Genomic DNA, 16,858 nt, shown 5'->3' on the forward strand with positions numbered 1-16,858 from the left:
CACTCTCCTTTATCACTTTATGCCAAGACTAACATGATTATGACTAGTTGTCTATACCAGTCAGAAAATTCAATTAAAAAAGCTAAGGCCAGGTGATCAGCCTTAGCTCAATTTTTAATAAAGCAGATACTTCTGTCGCATTTCTTTAAATTCATTTAGTTCTTCTTCATAATCTGAGACGATTTCCTCAACCGAACTTCCTGCTACTATGGCATCCCTTACCCAGCCATTCCCGATCAGCAGATCAAAGAATGATTTTCCAGAACTATCTTCCGCACGGAAAGCAAAATCTTCAGGATACATGTCGTGTATTATTTTCACTAATGTAATTCCTGATAAAACTGGTTGAAATAACTTTTCATCTGTTACATGTATTTCTACACCATGTGATAATTTGCCTACATGCTTAGAAAATGATGGAATGAAAGATGCCGAACGGAACTTCACTCCAGGAAGTGCTTGTTCATTTAATGCTTTAGCAAGATCGTCTCCATTTATATAAGGAGCTCCGATTAGTTCAAAAGGTTTTGTTGTTCCTCTTCCTTCTGAAACATTTGTTCCTTCAATTAAGGCTGCACCAGGATAAGTGATGGCTGTATCCTTTGTAGGCATATTTGGAGAAGGAAGCACCCATTCAAGTCCGCTGTCTTCATACGCCCAAGATCTTTTCCAGCCTTTCATTTCAACAACTTCCAAGTCTGCACCAATATTAAATTCTTCATTAAATAATTTTGCAAGTTCTCCTACCGTCATCCCATGTCTTAATGGTATTGGGTAAAGGCCTACAAAGGATGAATAAGAGGGATCTAATACAGGCCCTTCAACCTGCTCCCCGCCAAGCGGGTTCGGTCTGTCCAACACAACAAATGGAATATTGTTTTCCTTAGCTGCTTCCATCGCATAAGCCATTGTATAAATATATGTGTAGAAGCGAGTACCCACATCCTGAATATCGAATACCAGCACATCTATTCCTTCTAGCATTTCAGGGGTTGGTTTTTTCGTTTTGCCATACAAGCTATATACGGGCAGTCCCGTTTTTGGATCTGTGTAAAATTCAACATACTGTCCAGCCTGGGCACTTCCCCTTACCCCGTGTTCAGGTCCATATAATGCTTTTAATTCAATATCCGGATGGTTGTAAAGCACATCAACTATACTGTTTAATTCCCGGTCAACCCCTGTTGGGTTAGTGATTAGCCCCACATTTTTCCCTTCTAAAAGTGAAATTTGATCTTTCATCAGCATTTCAAGACCTGTTTTAAAGTTTTGCCTATGATAAAGGTTCTCGCCTTTCGAGGCATTTAAGACGCTGGCAGCAGGAAGGATACTTGAAAACAAAAGTAAAACCGCTAATAAAAATCCCCATTTTTTCATCGCGCATTCCTCCTCTTATTAATAATTCAACCCGTGACCAAATGGATATAGTACATGATCTGTTTCACTATAAATCGTTATCGGCAGTTTTCCTGACGGGTTATTTAATCCAAAAATTGTTTCCGCCGCTGCTCTGAAACTTGCATCCCTGAAGCCATATTGTGCAAGATAAGCTGTAACTTCTGGAAAAGCCATAATATCGTATGGATTTCGTATACCAACCGCTATTGTTTTATCAGGTGCTGCCTGAATCACTTGGTTCACCATCTGCATTTGCGGAGATGAAGATGACCTCCCAGCAACATTGAATGTGTATGTTCCAAGTACCACTAAGTCTGCATTTTTTACTTTAGTTAATTGTGTTTCACTTAAAGGTTGTGTGGACTTAATTAGTTCAACTGTTGAGTGATGAGCAGCTAAAGCTTTTTGTAGATTTTCACTATTCGTGTTTCCAATAACTACAACAGAATCCACATTATTTTTATTAACAGGCAATAAACCATTATTTTGTACTAAAGTAATGGATTTTCGAGCAACTTCTTGTTCTACTTCTTTATGTGTGATGTTTCCAACTACTTCTTCTGCATGCTCAATTTTATCTTCGACTGGAATCTCAGTTACTTGTTTAAATATTCCACGCTTAGCTTTTAACGTTAAAAGCCGTTCTACAGATTCATTTAATCGTTCTTCTGTAATTTCACCCTTTTCAACTGCTTCATATAATCCATTTGCAACTTCCTCTAATCCAACTGGCATTAAAATAATATCGGTACCAGCATTGACTGCTCTTATTACGGCATCAACAGCACCAAAATGATCTGCGATTGCTTTCATATTTAATGCATCTGTAGATATTACCCCCTCAAATCCCATTTCTTTTCTCATAAGATTAGTTAAAACTTCATATGACAATGTTGCTGGCAATGCAATGTCAGTGCCATCTTTTTTCGATTTTACAGTCGTTGGATCAATCTTAGGAAAAGTGACATGGGCGGTCATGACAGCATCTATACCCTCATTCATCGCTTGTTGAAATGGATATAGCTCAACTTCCAGCAACCGCTCCTTATCATGCGGAACAGAAGGCAATCCTAAATGGGAATCAACGGCAGTATCTCCATGTCCGGGAAAGTGTTTCGCTGTTGCTGCCATCCCAGCATTTTGTAAACCTTTCGTATAAGCTGTACCTAAATCAGCTACAAGCTGTGGGTCTTCACCAAATGACCGTACACCTATTACAGGATTGTCAGGGTTGTTATTTACATCAAGAACAGGAGCTAAATTCATATTAATACCCAAAGAATGCAGTTCTGATCCGATTGCATGTCCGACAGATTCCGCCAGTTCTGTTGATCTTGTAGCACCAAGCGCCATATTTCCTGGGAAATCGGTACCACTCTGCAAACGTGTCACAATTCCGCCTTCTTGGTCGATTGAAAGGAGCAAACCGTAATCTTCATTTGCTTTTTTATATTCATTAACAAGCCTTACCGTTTGTTCAGTTGTAACTACATTTTCACGGAATAGAATAACACCGCCAAGATGATATTTCTTAACAAGCTCCCTAATTTCATCATTCATCTCTGTAACAGGCTGTCCGTTCCAGTTACGGAAATCCGGCATTAACATCTGCCCTACTTTTTCTTTGACAGACATTGATTTTACTGCCTTTGAAACAATGTCATATTTTTTTCCTTCTTGCTTGTTAAAGACTGCTTTATCATGTTTTACATGAATACCAATTCTGTCGTAGGATTTTCCATCTGTAACAAAAATAAATGTTTTCCCATTTTGCCCGCTTAACGTAACTAAACCATCTTGAGAAACTTCTGCTACATTTTTATTAAGAGAACCCCATTTAAGGTTTTCTTTGACTTCGACATACTTCCCGTTCTCATTGGTTAGTAAAGCTGACAGATCAATGGTTTCTCCCTCGATTTCCTCACCTAGCTGCGGAATATTCTGTGCAATGATTAGTTCATTATTGGATTCTTCCGCAGACACAGTGTTACTGATCCCGCTAAACAAAGGCACAATTAACAGAGCAGCCAAAAGAATCAAACGGACTGTTTTAATGATATTCAAAATTAACAAACCTCCTCATTTTTGGTAGCGTTTTCTTTCTTTGACACTTTTCGGTAGAAAAAGGGAGGTTCCTGTCACATGATGTTAAAACAGAACTTAAGTCCTTTAACGCACTAGGACTAGTTGTCTATACCAATTCAAACCCTTAGTGATAATAGGTAATAAAGCCTTATGTAAAAAAGCTTTATCCTTTTGGATAAAGCTTGGATATAATTATTGATTTTCTTCTTTTTGTTCTTCATTCATTTCGTCGTCTTTGTTTGGCTGGTCATTTTCTTCAGACGGTTCTTCTGTTGGATCTGGTTCTTGTTCATCTTGTGGCGTACCGCAGCCAAACAATAAGCCTAGTGAAAGGAATGCAGAAAGTGAACCAAGTACTACTTTTTTGAATTTCATGATGGATATCCTCCTTTCTTAAACTGCGTCAAAGTATATTTTTTGAAAGAAGGAAATGGATTATACAGGAATAACCAAAATAAGACTTGCGTCAAGTTTAGTAAATCGATATAATTTTATTTGTCACATTATAATGGGGGCTTAGCTCAGCTGGGAGAGCGTTTGGCTGGCAGCCAAAAGGTCAGCGGTTCGATCCCGCTAGTCTCCACCATACATAACAGCCAAAAACCCTTGAGGATTCAAGGGTTTTGTTTTTTTATAAATGGCAAATTTTTATCAAATAAAATTGTTTAATCGTATAGGTTCACATTTGGTTTACCTTTAGTTAACTAAAGGGTGAAATAACCTATTACATGAATGCTGCTCTTAACCTTAATAAAAATAGGATTTCTTTTAGGGAGAAAAGCACTTGTTGGAGGTAGTTAGGTTAATTTAATTCTAATAATTTATTTAGTTTAACTAATGCTTCGGTTACTTATTTTCTTAATTGTTTTTCGGAAAAACATGAGCACCCATAAGGTGGATGAAATCACAAAGTAATTACGCTTACATTTGTTTTAAACCATCATGTTTTCTATCTCTAAACAAGTTGAACTAAGTTTATTGAGTTGCTATATTTTTCTAAATACAGATACAATAGGTATAGTTAATCAACGCTATTGTGGTGGTGAAAAAATGAAAGTAAATTTATCGGCAACAGGTTTTTGGAGGATCAACAATATAGGAAAAAAATATACAGGAGACTTATATTTAAATGAAGATGAAGGTGGCATATTATTATATATTCGTATACCTAATAATGGTGCTATCTTAAGTTACTTAGAACTTCCTCTTGAAATTCCTTTTATTACTGGTACTACAATTAATGGTGCAGAAATTACTCTTCTCGATTGCTCAAGAATTAGTACTAGTAGTAGAGTAGGATCAGAAGAAGTATTTGGATATAAGGCTCAATTCATGTTTAATGGTGTAAATTTCAATGAAGAAGAGGAAATCAAATTTTCTAAAATGACAATAAGCATACCTGGGATAATTCAGTGGGGTGATGTTTCAAACTATGTAAGACCTGATTTGGACAAAAAAGGAGATTCTCTTATAGATTTAAAGATTGTAGAGCCAGTCCAAATATAATCAAATGAAACTTACAGTATATCCTATTTTTTAACCTTTAGTGATCTATTTCATCTCATGAAAGAGGAGATAACATTAAAGCAAACGCCTCATCTTATAATCGAAGCCCAATCCATACAAACAATAGAATGGTTTATGAAAACAGCTAACCAAATGAAAAGACTTATAGAGATAGCTGTAGGTGCTCCTTTAAACTATAGCTCGATGATCGTTGAGAGCCCCAATATTTATTATGAATTTGAAGATGATGAAAAACATATTCGGCCGCTAGAAGTCATTCACGCTTATAAACACGCTTTAATTAAAAATAGCACTAAAAAATTAATAAAACATGATTATCTTTTTAGCTTAAGTGAACTAAGACAAGCAAATTTCTCACAATGGCAAGAAGTAGCCACTATAATGGAACCTATAATAGAACTCTATATTGACAGTTTATACAATCAAAATTTATTTTTAAACATGGTACAAGCATTGGAAACTTACCATTCTCGAAGAATTGCTTATTCTCTTCATGATTATAAAAAAAGAGTAGAAAAGTTATTAGAATTGAGGCCTGAAACCTTTCGCAAACATGATAGGGAGTTCTTATTAGATGGGTGCAAAAGTTTTGTAATATTAAGAAGTCGTCTGGCAGATTTGTTACTAGCAGATTATAGGATCATTTTTCATACCGGAGACTTCAAATTAGTAGAATTCCCTCAGTTAATTGCTCAAACAAGAAATTACTACACACACTATAATCAAAAACTGGATGTTAAAACTCTTAAAGGGGAAGATTTAATAATTGCTTTTCACATCCTACGTAACATTTTAGAATTCTATTTACTAAAAGAATTAGGATTTAAAGAAGATTTTATCCATGAAAGAACAAGAGAAAGGATAAAACCGATTATGATTAGTAACGATATAAGAAAAGCCGATAAGAGAAAAAATAATCAATAGTTCCAAGCCGCACCACTGACTTGAGTGGTTGTGGAATGTAGCGGTCTACAACCCACAACAGTATCGTTGTACTGCGCAATAACATTAATTAGTGATTGAAGAGGTTAACAAATATTGGTCTTACATCTTTTGAGTTTGATCTTAAGTTGTCTTATTTAATCCACAATCTTACTTACATTTTTAGTTACTATCCACTTTAACGATATACCCATACTCAAAATATGTCGTATACGTAATCATGGATCTTCAACGTAACACCAGAGTTACTCCACAATCTGGCCCGATCGTATTATGAGGTTAACCAGTTCCATCTGGTTAGCCTATTTTAGGTTATTCTTTAGGTAGCCGGGGGAGGACGTTCTGGCCCGTGGGACCAAGATCCCGTCCGTAATACTGTCCACCCCCTACTTGTAGAAACATGTTTGAGGCTGGTTGGGACGTGATCCCGTATAAAAAGCGAAGCTATGAAACTATAAGTTAGGATAAGGGGCTGCCGGCTAAAACAAAAGAGGAGACGTGATAATGAATGGATCCGGTCATTGGCCTGGATGTCGCAAAAGGAAAAACCCAAGTACAAGCCTTTTTACAAAAGAAGAATCCTTACAAGAAAAGCTTTACGTTTGAGCATAATGTTTTGGGGCTACACGATTTTTATCGCTTTTATCAAGAAGTTGAAAAAGTTGCAGGTCTACCTCCGGCAGTCGTTTTTGAATCGACGGGGCATTACCATGAACCTGTCTTACAGTTTTTAGAGGATAAGCAGATCATTTATTATCTCGTCAATCCGGTTCTTTCATATGAAGCAAAAAAGGCTAGTTTAAGAAAAGTCAAAACTGATGCGATTGATGCCTTTCACTTAGGTGAGCTTTATTACAAAAACGAGGACCTAAAACCTTTCCAGAAAAAGAGTATTAGGATAATGAACTTGCGAAATTTAACACGTCAACACGACTCTTTGACAGGAACCTACGTACAAACAAAGCTTCAATTTCTAACAATATTAGATCAAGTTTTCCCTGAGTATAAAAAGCTTTTCGGAGCCCTATATTCGCCCACCTCATTAGCAACGTTACTCCAATATCAAACACCACAAGGTGTGAAGGAGGAAACAGTGGATCAAATCGCTGAAGTGATTCTGAAACAAGGAGCTAAACGCTCTTATAAGTGGGCAGAAGAGAAAGCCTATAAGCTAAAGGAAGCAGCCGAGAGAGACCCCTTTAAAAGTAACTTATATACGAGTCATATCACTAGTCTCACCATGTACATTCAAATTCTTCTTCAATACCAAAGGCACCTATCCCAACTAATTGAAGAGATAGATGCCCTGGCAGAAGAATTTGAGGAATATGAGATTATCCAATCAATCCCCGGTATTGGTGAAAAGATTGCCGCCACAATCATCTCCGAAATTGGGGAAATCGGTCAGTTCAATCACCAAAGAAGTTGGTTGCTTACGCAGGAATTGACCCAAGCGTTTTTGAGTCAGGTAAGTTTAAGGCAACCATCAACAAAATCACAAAAAGAGGATCTACACGCCTTCGGCAAACTCTTTATACAGCTGTGCAATGTGGCATAACGAAGAATCGCAATCCAAAACTAAGAGCTTATTACGATAAAAAGCGCGAAGAAGGAAAACCGCATAAAGTAGCTATCATTGCTTGTGCAAACAAACTTATCCATTGGATTTATGCATTATTAAATCGTAAAGAGGCATTTAAGGTTTAAATACCACCCAATAAAAAACTTTAATTACAATAACTTCAAATTCATGTTTGAAGCTTATTTAGTATGTTCATTTTTATTGTAACATGTCGTTTTTAACTTTTTTGGGCTTTTCTATTGACCTTCTATTAGCTGGTATTGTTGAATAAAAAGTGATTCAAATTAATAATCATTTTAGTATAGTTGAATGCTTTAAATTTGGAAGATCAACAAAAAAAGCTAGCTAATTCACATATAATTTTAGCTAGCTGTACGAATTCCTTTATTCTGTTTTTATTAAAGATCAGAACCTTTTAACTTATATGAAAAAATATAAAACAACATATATGATATTGTCCCTTACATCTTCCAATTATGTTGTTGTTCTATGAATCAAATGGAAGGATAAATTTGTTAGGTCCTTACTTTCCTCACCAGTGATTGCTTGAATCATTACTTTCATTGTCTGACTCCCCATTTTCTCAATTGGTTGTGCGACTGTAGATAAACCCAGCAGCTGCGCGAGAGGCTGGTTATCAAAACCAATGATGGCTAGATCTTGAGGAACCCGCCAACCACTATCTTTTGCTGCTTTTAAGAGCCCCGCAGCCACTTCATCACTGCCCGTAAAAATCGCTTCTGGTCTATTTTTTAACTGTTTTAATCGTTGAAACATATTCTTTCCATCTTCTATACTGATCGCATTGTACAAGTACCAGTCTTCATCAATTACTAAACTTGCTTCTTTCATAGCCTGTTCGTACCCTTTTCTCCGGTCTCTTGTTAACCTGGACCTTCTCTCACTTCCAGCACAATACGCTATTCTTTTGTATCCGCGGTCAATGAGATGTTTCGTTCCAAGGTATCCACCCTTCACTTGGTCTAAATAGACCGACGGAACGTAAGCGTCATCATCGTATTCGTTACAAATCACTATAGGACCATCGCTCATATACGGTTTAAAATGTCTCCATTCGTTTTCTATCGAGGTCAGAATTACGCCATCCACTTGTTTTGTTTTTAACAGCTCAAGAAACTTCTTTTCTTGTTCTTTGTTGTAATGAGTCTGACAGAGAATAAGTTTATACCCAAACTTTGCTGCCTCGTTCTCCATCACTTCTACCAGGTGACTAAAGAAGGGGTTCGTGATTCTTGGTACAAAAACAGCAATCGTATCCGTTTTGGTTTTACGTAATCGTTGCGCTGAACTATTAGGCACATAGTCTAATTGTTTCATTGCGTTTAATATCTTACGCTTCTTTTCTTCTGCAACATAAGGGTGGCAATTCAAGACCCTTGAAACGGTCGTTCGAGATATTCCGGCAAGCTTTGCCACATCATGAATCGTCGCCATCTTAAGCATCCATCCCTTCTTTAATAGAGATAACCTAAGTCACTTTTTTGAAAATCTTTGACTTTACAACGCTTATCGTTAATGATGATATGACCATCTTGTGGAAGTTGCGATTCAACAAACAATAGTTTCAGTTCGGTAATCTCACTATCAACCGTTACCACCCACTCTGTATTTACAAGGTTTGTTCTTACGCCGAGTTTTTGGTTTAAATGATCGGTGATGACGATATCCATTCCGTCCTCTAGGTAAATTCTCGCTAAAGGTTTTGTATACCCATCGATCTGGTTGCCGACATAAGAACCTAATTGAAGAGTCTCGTCTGTATTCGTTAAGAGAACAGAACCTTGTTTGACGTAAACAGGTATCGTATCAAGAGGTGCATTCACTCGTTTGAATTGTGGACCTACGATCGCATCACCTGACCATAGACAATACCACGTGCCATCAGGATAATAGACTTTTCGCTCCGTACTTCCCTCTTCAATGACAGGTGCAATAAGCAGGTTCTCACCGAACATGTATTGATCAAACATCGTCTTAACACTAGAATCCTCTGGATATTGTAAACATAGAGCCCGCATCAATGGGATGCCTGATATACTTGAGAGTTTTGCTTGATCATAAATATAAGGTAAGAGGTTCATCCTAACGTTCGCAAAGAATCGATATCCTTCAATCGCATACGGATTTCCCGTCCTCTCAGCAATGTTCCACGGTGTTCGGTCCTGGTTAAATTCTCCCTTACTCTCCGCATGATATTGCATGATTGGACAGAAAACAGCCATCTGTGCAGAGCGAATGAAAAGTTCCGCTGTCGGGATATCTCCGTTAAAGCCACCTAAATCCCATCCCCAAAACGGAAACCCAGAAAGACCAGATGATAACCCAGCAATCAATGAACGCTGAAATGCCTCGAACGTGGAACGCTCATCACCCGCCCAATGGGCCGGAAAGTTTTGAGCACCGGTATAACCAGCTCTACTGAACGTCATCGCGTCTCCTTTATGTTCTGAATTCGCGAAATCATAGTACGCTTCCACATAGTCGTTCGGATATTGGTTTCGCATCACATCTCCCTTACGTCCATCAGAGAATATGAGGTCCTTACCAAACACGAACTCACCACCATCAGTCTTGAAACCATCTACTCCTATATCAAGAAGATATTGTCGTTTATTAAACCACCATTCTTTTCCTTCAGAGGATGAAAAATCCATCAACATACTCTCTTTGAACCAACCTTCTGGCATAAGATAAGGCGTCCCATCACTGTTTTTCACCATGAACTCTTTTTGGATCATATAAGCTTCGTCACAATCTTTTTGTAGATGGTGCTGACGGTTTAAGTATTTCATGATGGGGATTTGCCAAAGAATCAGTTTTAAACCGTTTTCATGTAGAAAGTCAGTTAGTCCTTTTGGATCTGGCCATCTTCCCCATTCAGGAAAATGAAAATCCTCATATCGATGATAGTCGCTCTCTTCTTTTACGGTATACTCCGCATCGTTAAAGATGTAATAAGTCGATTCATCACTCCACTGCTCTAACACTAACACCGTAGAGGGAATTTCTAGTTCGTTTGTTAACCTCACCTGTTCGCGTACAACTTTATCTCTATCCCAATTGTTACTCGACATCCAAGGTCCGAATGCCCAGACTGGTGGGAGTATAGGTGTACCTGTCTTCATAGTAAACTGTTGAGTGACCTCACTGATTTCTCCCATAAATAGGTGCATCTTTAATGGCTCGTCTCCGATGTCACACTCGATCTGTAAAAGGTCATATAGATTAGATCCCAGATCAAACGAACTCCACCTCAGAGTATCAACCCACATTCCGTAACCCATAGAACTGACGAAGTAAGGAACAGGCATGTAAGTTCGTGTTCCTTGGTCTCGATATTGGTTGTAGACGAAACAATCGAGTACGTTTCCTCTTTGATCCAACGAGTTATATCTCTCACCGAACCCATACATTTTCTCTTCGTCTTTGAGTTTAAAATTAAACATCAGTTTAGATGAATCATGTTCGTCCGTCAGCCATGAGATGGGATGTAACTTTTTATCATAACTCTGGATGAGCGTCTTGCCACTTGAATCTTTAAGTTCGATAGAAAAAGGATTCTTATGTAGTTCATACTGATACTTCGGTTGCGTGATGACATACCTATCACCAGAATCAATAACGAGTGAAGAATCAGTGATTTCTAATCCCTTTGGTTCCTCAAACTGAAGAGAGAGTGAAGAATGGTTATGTTCTAACTGAAAACCTACATACAAAGAAGAGGAATTTAAAAGATCTTCTCCTTTAAACCAAACACTCGTTTTTACATGCCCGATGTAGCTGACCGACTTAATGGCGTTTGTTTGTAAGGGCGAAAAGTGATTAGTTTCACTTGCGGCTACTTTCGTATTATTTATAAATGCTTTAAAATAATACGAGACATCTTGAGTAAAGCAACCTATATTTGCTTTCCACGTCGTACCCTTTTCCCTGAAACAAGGAATTTCTTTCACGTCTTCTCCACTTCTAACAGATACATAGAGTTCATCGACATCATTCGGCCAGATCTCAGCACACACGGTTACATCTTGCTCTACGAGAGGTTGTTTAGGGAACCGTTCAAAGGGTTGCGGCTCATAATGGTTTCCATGTCCGTATGGTTTATGGATGATCTGGTACGACGTACTAAGTTTCAGACTCTCATCAAGATAGTATTTAACGATTTCGAGCAGGCTCTCAGTAAGTATGTTTTCTTTCTCGTTTTTCGTTCTACTATTCGTCTCTTCAAAATAGTGTCTCGCTTTTGTCGTATCACCTTTTTCCGTAAAATAAAGAGCCAGCCAAGCACAGCTCGCAGAGGAATGTACGTTGTCTCCTGGTGTCGTAAACACTCCTTGATTGGATACGAGTCTAGATTCAATTTCTTTCACAGCTTCGACCATGATCAAGTCTTCTGGTGAAAATAGACCAAAAGGCATTACTACCGCGAGAAGGTCTGTTGAGACCGTTTGTTTGTTTAACGAACTGATTAACATCCCACCGTTTAAGCCTTGATCAAAAAAGTAATCTCGTATCTCTGTGAGGTCTGCCTGCAGGTAGTTCTTACCTAGTTGTTGTTTAACGGCTAATAACGCAGCGTACGTAATTCCTAAATTAGAAAAATAAACATCTTTCTCCTGACTATTCATGAAAAAGTTATATTGCGGAAGTTGCCATGTGTTTCTTAACGTCTCGACGATAGCCTCAATTTTTTCTTGATGTATAAGTGTAAGATCAGGTCTGCCTCTTCTTTTGTCATGCTGAACAACAGACCAGACCCAACTAGCCAGATAGTAGATCGTCTCCTCTGTCTCGCTCGGTTGATAGTTGTTTAAAAGTTTTTCAGAGACATCAAAATTGTTTTTTAACTGAAGAGCATGTGCTTTTATAATAGAAGAAAAAGCGACAAATGGTTTATCAGTGTCTTGTAGAATCATCTTATCTCTCCTGTTACAAAGATACAGCCAAGAAAATTCTTGGCTGTATCTTTTTGTTTTATTTTTTGATCAAAGTGTTTAATTCTTTCTCCACATTCTTTAAAGCTTCTTCAGGTGTAGCCTGACCGAGCTTTACTTTATCTAGCTCTTTACCAAACATATCCGTCATCTTGCTCCATTCTTCGATCACTGGTGGAACAACTAACGTATCAAGTGCTTTAAAGACAACATCTCTGCTCTCTGGTGGTGATTTTTCTAAATAACCCTTTACAAGAGCGTCGTTCGATACAGCAGGAAGTTCCCACGCACTATCGATTCTGATCTTCGCAGCTTCCTCAGAGCTACTCATGAACTGTGCCCATTTCCAAGCCGCTTCCGCGTTCTTTGTTTTCTTTGAAACCGCGAGTCCGTTCGCGAAGAAGTGATGTGCTTTTTGTGTGTTTCCTGGCTCTAATGCGATGTCCCATTTAAACGGTACATCTTTAAAACCATCAAACATCCAGATCCCTGTACGAAGCATTGCGATTTTTCCGGCTTTAAACAAATCTTCATTTGCCTGACCTGACATCTCTTTTTCTGTTGGAGTCACATGGTATTTGTTCATCTTATCCATCATCCATGTTAAAGTCTCCACGTTTTCAGGGCTATTTACGGTTACTTCTGTCTTGTCTTCGTTTAGAATCGAACCGCCATTTTGTGCGATCGTCTTATAGAATTCCCAAAACTGAACAGGTGAGTACGTACCCCAAACACCATTCTTTTTATCCGTTAGTTTCTCAGCTGCCGCTAACTCTTCTTTCCACGTCCAGCTGTCGTTCGGATACTCAACACCCGCTTTATCAAAAAGATCTTTGTTATAGAAAAGTACAACATTTGAGAAACTTTCTACCATTCCGTACTGTTTGCCATCATACTGAAAAGCTTCATACGCTTTTTTGTTGATACTATCTGGATTAAAGTTCGTATCTTTTTCGATAAGTGGATCGAGTTCTAAGAGCGCTCCTTTAGAAGCGTAACTCACAAAGTTCTCATAGTTTAGTTCAAACACATCCGGTGCGTTGTTCCCAGCGATCTGGGTTTGAAGTTTTGTAAAATAATCATCAAAAGATGCCAATTCATAATCCACTTTAATTTTTGGATTCTTCTTCTCAAACGCAGCAATCATCGCTTTTAGTTCATCTTCATGATCTTCACCTGGTGAGAACGCAAAGTACTTTAGTGTTACGGTGCCGTCTTTACTTGTACCCGTGGATTGTTCAGAACTACACCCTGCGATAATCCCTATCAACAGAACGAAAATAATAGCCCAGATACCCGATTTTTTCATGTTTATACCCCTCATCTTTTTTTATTTGATCCCACTTAATGTAATACCTTTGATGAAGTACTTCTGAGCGAATAAATAGACAGCTAAGATCGGAATGACACTAATCACGACACCAGCCATTAATAGATTCCAATCTGTTGCCCACCTCCCTTGAAGAATTGAAAGTCCAAGCGGCACTGTCATCAGATCTTGGTTACTCACGATGATCAACGGCCATAGAAAATTGTTCCACGATTGCATGAATGAAAAGATGGCTAACGTCGCAAGAGCAGGTTTTGATAATGGCAAGATGATCTGAAAGAACACCCTAAAATGACTGGCTCCATCAATAAATGCCGCTTCTTCTAAAGATTTTGGTATTCCTAAGAAGAACTGTCGCAACAAAAACGTGCCGAATGCGTTAAATAAACCCGGAAGAATCAAACCTTGATATGTATCCAGCCAGCCGAGATACTTCATCAGAATGAACTGAGGTGTCATCGTGACCTGCATCGGGACCATCAGTGTCGCAAGATAGATAAGAAATAACGTGTCCCTTCCCTTAAAATGAAGTCTTGAGAAGGCGTAAGCCGCCATCGAACAAAGCAGCAATTGCCCAAGCGTTGAAGTGACAGCTACAAAAAAGCTGTTGAACAAGAACTTCCAGATCGGGAAGGATTCGGCTACTTGTGCGTAGTTAGTGAATGTAATTGTCTCCGGTATGAACTGTGGAGGAAGCGTCATCGTTGCTCCTTGATCTTTAATCGATGTTGATAACATCCACAAAAAAGGGATGATCATGATGAGTGCTCCTAGACTGATCGTGGTATAGAAGACAATCTTATTCAGCCATTTTCTCTTGTTGAGGAAGATGACGGGTTGTGTTGTTTGTTTTTTCGTGACGACCGTTACATCACTGTTCATAATCAACCCACCTCTTTTGTAGTCTGTTTTGGATCAGGGTAACAATAAATATGATAAGGAAGAGTACCCATGAGACCGCTGAAGCATAGCCCATTTCAAAATAGCGAAAAGCATGGTTGTAAATCTTCTGAACAAGGACCGTTGTCGAACCGGCTGGTCCACCTTCAGTCATGATCATGACCTGATCAAACACTTGAAACGAATTGATCAATGAGATAATAAGGATGAAAAAAGTCGTAGGTGTAAGAAGTGGAATCGTGATGTGAAGAAACTTTTTTATCGGTGAAGCACCATCAATTTCAGCAGCTTCATAGTATGTTTCCGATATGTTTTGTAACCCTGCTAAAAATAAGACCATAACAAAGCCTGTATCTTTCCAAACACTCGTTAGTACAATAGCGATCATCGCCCATTGTGGATCTTGTAGCCAGTCAGGACCGACAAATCCAAACCAAGATAAAAAGTAGTTAACCAGACCATAGGCTGGGTTGAAGAGCCATTTCCAAATGAGGGACACGGCGACCCAAGATGAAACAACCGGGATGAAATAAGCGGCTCGGAAGAAAGCTCTTCCTTTCATGTTCTTATTTAAAAGCATCGCGATACCAAGAGCTACTATCAATACTGTTGGTAAGTATGCAATTATAAACAGAAGTGTGTTCTTTAGTGCAGACCAAAATTCTGTGTCTTCAATGATTCCTTTATAATTATCAAAGCCGATAAACTCAGGAGTTGATAATAAATCCCACTTCGTAAAACTAAGTCCGAGGGATGTGAGTATAGGGATACCAATAAAGACGAGAAATCCGATAAAGTTAGGTAACAGGAAAAAACTGATGACTAGCCATTTTTTCCAACCTTTATCCCCTACCATCTTTATCCTCCTTTACTTAATTAAGAGTTCTGATTCCTCATATAACGGAACTTGGAACAGTTGATTGATCGCAAGGAGAGCTGCACCTTGCACCCATGCATCGTCACCGAGTTTAGATAACTTGATCTGGGTCTTACAGTTCGCGTTTGAGAAAAAGTTTTGATCAGCGAGTTTAAGTGCATAAGGTAGGAAGAAATCTTTTGCGATCATGCCCTCACCGACTAATACGACCATAGAAGGATTGAAGCTGTTGATCGCACTTACCATTCCAACGCCAATGTTCTTACCAAGCCTCTTTAAGAGTTCGATCGCTAAATCATCTCTTTTCGTTGCCGCTTGATAGACTTTAGAAAACGAGAAGTCTTCATCTAATACAGTGTTTGCATATTGAGCCTTTAGATAGTTTCCTTCTATGGCTAAAAACGGTTCAGATGCATACATCTCAAGGCACCCGTTCTGACCGCAATGGCATTTATAACCGTCGATGTTGACGATGATATGCCCAAATTCTCCTGCCCCGCCATGTTCCCCGTAATAAAGTTGGTTGTTGATTACAATCCCTGTACCGATACCCGCTCCGACGGATAGACAGATAAAGTTCTTGTGTAGACGACCGATACCTAAACAATACTCCGCCAATGTGTAAGCGTTTACATCGTTATCAATAAAAATAGGAACATTATAGCGTTCTCTAAGTTGTGCACATAGGTCGATATCCTCCCAATTGAGAAGCGTCGATCGTAGGACCTTTCCATCCTTACCGCTGATGAGTCCAGAAGAAGCGAGTCCGATTCCTAAGATGTATTCATTTGTGATTTCGAACTGGAATAATATTTCTTCAATGCCTTGCTGAATCATGTTAAGAACGACTTCAGGTGAACTTCCTTTGATAAAAGAATAATGTTTTTTTAAGAGGATGGTAGCTTTTAAGTTTGTGAGCGCAATGATGACTTGTCTTTCTTCGATCTTGATGCCGAACGTGTAGCCGAAATTGTCATTCAGCTCTAAGAGGATGGGACGTCTGCCGCCTGTTGAAGTAGCGGTTCCAACCTCAAAAACCAAGTTGTTCGTAATCAAGTCTTCTACAATATTGGTTACCGTCGATAAGCTGAGCTTTACTTTCTTGGATACATCTGTTCGACTAACAGGGCCGTTAACGCGAATGTTTTCGATCACGAGTGCACGGTTGATATCTTTGATCAGATTCCGATTCCCTATACGTAATTTATCCATAATCATACCTTTCCTTTATTTTCTAATTATGATTATAACTTCCTTTATTC

General features: G+C 38.6%; 10 protein-coding genes, 1 tRNA gene and 2 pseudogenes. 4 read left to right on the forward strand and 9 right to left on the reverse strand.

Translation table 11 applies throughout. The features are described 5' to 3' along the window. Nucleotides 1–114 precede the first annotated feature (114 nt). The 3 genes from M3196_RS05605 to M3196_RS05615 all read right to left on the reverse strand — a co-directional run bounded on the left by M3196_RS05605 (nucleotide 115) and on the right by M3196_RS05615 (nucleotide 3,858). Nucleotides 115–1,377, reverse strand: coding sequence for an exo-beta-N-acetylmuramidase NamZ family protein (locus M3196_RS05605; protein ID WP_251321233.1), 1,263 nt, complete (start codon nucleotides 1,375–1,377; stop codon nucleotides 115–117). Nucleotides 1,378–1,395: 18 nt separating this feature from the next. Next, the gene (nagZ, locus tag M3196_RS05610) at nucleotides 1,396–3,465 is read right to left on the reverse strand and encodes a beta-N-acetylhexosaminidase (RefSeq protein WP_251321737.1); all 2,070 of its coding nucleotides are present in this window, start codon (nucleotides 3,463–3,465) and stop codon (nucleotides 1,396–1,398) included. 210 nt (nucleotides 3,466–3,675) lie between these two features. Further along, nucleotides 3,676–3,858 carry a hypothetical protein gene (locus M3196_RS05615; protein ID WP_251321234.1) on the reverse strand — a complete coding sequence of 61 codons (183 nt, stop codon included), beginning with the start codon at nucleotides 3,856–3,858 and terminating at the stop codon, nucleotides 3,676–3,678. Nucleotides 3,859–3,993: 135 nt separating this feature from the next. On the opposite strand from M3196_RS05615, the gene M3196_RS05620 reads away from it, so the two are divergent. The 4 genes and pseudogenes from M3196_RS05620 (at nucleotide 3,994) to M3196_RS05630 (ending at nucleotide 7,659) form a co-directional block, all read left to right on the forward strand. Further along, nucleotides 3,994–4,069 (forward strand) — tRNA-Ala (locus M3196_RS05620). A 464-nt stretch (nucleotides 4,070–4,533) separates the two neighbouring features. After that, nucleotides 4,534–5,361: pseudogene (locus M3196_RS22085) on the forward strand (HEPN domain-containing protein); the annotation flags it as partial. A 90-nt stretch (nucleotides 5,362–5,451) separates the two neighbouring features. After that, the gene (locus M3196_RS22090; RefSeq protein ID WP_338082936.1) at nucleotides 5,452–5,934 is read left to right on the forward strand and encodes a HEPN domain-containing protein; all 483 of its coding nucleotides are present in this window, start codon (nucleotides 5,452–5,454) and stop codon (nucleotides 5,932–5,934) included. Between the two features lie 526 nt (nucleotides 5,935–6,460). Next, nucleotides 6,461–7,659, forward strand: a pseudogene (locus tag M3196_RS05630) (IS110 family transposase). 349 nt (nucleotides 7,660–8,008) lie between these two features. Here M3196_RS05630 and M3196_RS05635 read toward each other — a convergent pair. From M3196_RS05635 to M3196_RS05660, 6 genes are read right to left on the reverse strand one after another with little or no spacing between them, the layout of a single operon-like run. Next, nucleotides 8,009–8,989, reverse strand: a complete 981-nt coding sequence (locus M3196_RS05635) for a LacI family DNA-binding transcriptional regulator (protein WP_251321235.1) — start codon at nucleotides 8,987–8,989, stop codon at nucleotides 8,009–8,011. A gap of 20 nt (nucleotides 8,990–9,009) precedes the next feature. Next, a complete protein-coding gene (locus M3196_RS05640; RefSeq protein ID WP_251321236.1) occupies nucleotides 9,010–12,471 on the reverse strand; it encodes a TIM-barrel domain-containing protein in 3,462 nt (1,153 codons plus the stop codon). 58 nt (nucleotides 12,472–12,529) lie between these two features. Beyond that, nucleotides 12,530–13,798, reverse strand: a complete 1,269-nt coding sequence (locus M3196_RS05645; RefSeq protein ID WP_251321237.1) for an ABC transporter substrate-binding protein — start codon at nucleotides 13,796–13,798, stop codon at nucleotides 12,530–12,532. 21 nt (nucleotides 13,799–13,819) lie between these two features. After that, complete coding sequence (locus tag M3196_RS05650; protein WP_251321238.1) at nucleotides 13,820–14,701, reverse strand: carbohydrate ABC transporter permease; 882 nt, start codon at nucleotides 14,699–14,701, stop codon at nucleotides 13,820–13,822. Next, on the reverse strand, nucleotides 14,691–15,575 hold the full coding sequence (locus tag M3196_RS05655; RefSeq protein ID WP_251321239.1) for a carbohydrate ABC transporter permease: 885 nt from the start codon (nucleotides 15,573–15,575) through the stop codon (nucleotides 14,691–14,693). The genes M3196_RS05650 and M3196_RS05655 overlap by 11 nt, the downstream gene beginning before the upstream one ends. A gap of 12 nt (nucleotides 15,576–15,587) precedes the next feature. Then, a complete protein-coding gene (locus tag M3196_RS05660) occupies nucleotides 15,588–16,808 on the reverse strand; it encodes an ROK family protein (RefSeq protein WP_251321240.1) in 1,221 nt (406 codons plus the stop codon). Between the last annotated feature and the right edge of the window lie 50 nt (nucleotides 16,809–16,858).

This window comes from Fictibacillus nanhaiensis, from assembly GCF_023715445.1.
Taxonomy (GTDB): Bacteria; Bacillota; Bacilli; order Bacillales; family Fictibacillaceae; genus Fictibacillus; species Fictibacillus nanhaiensis_D.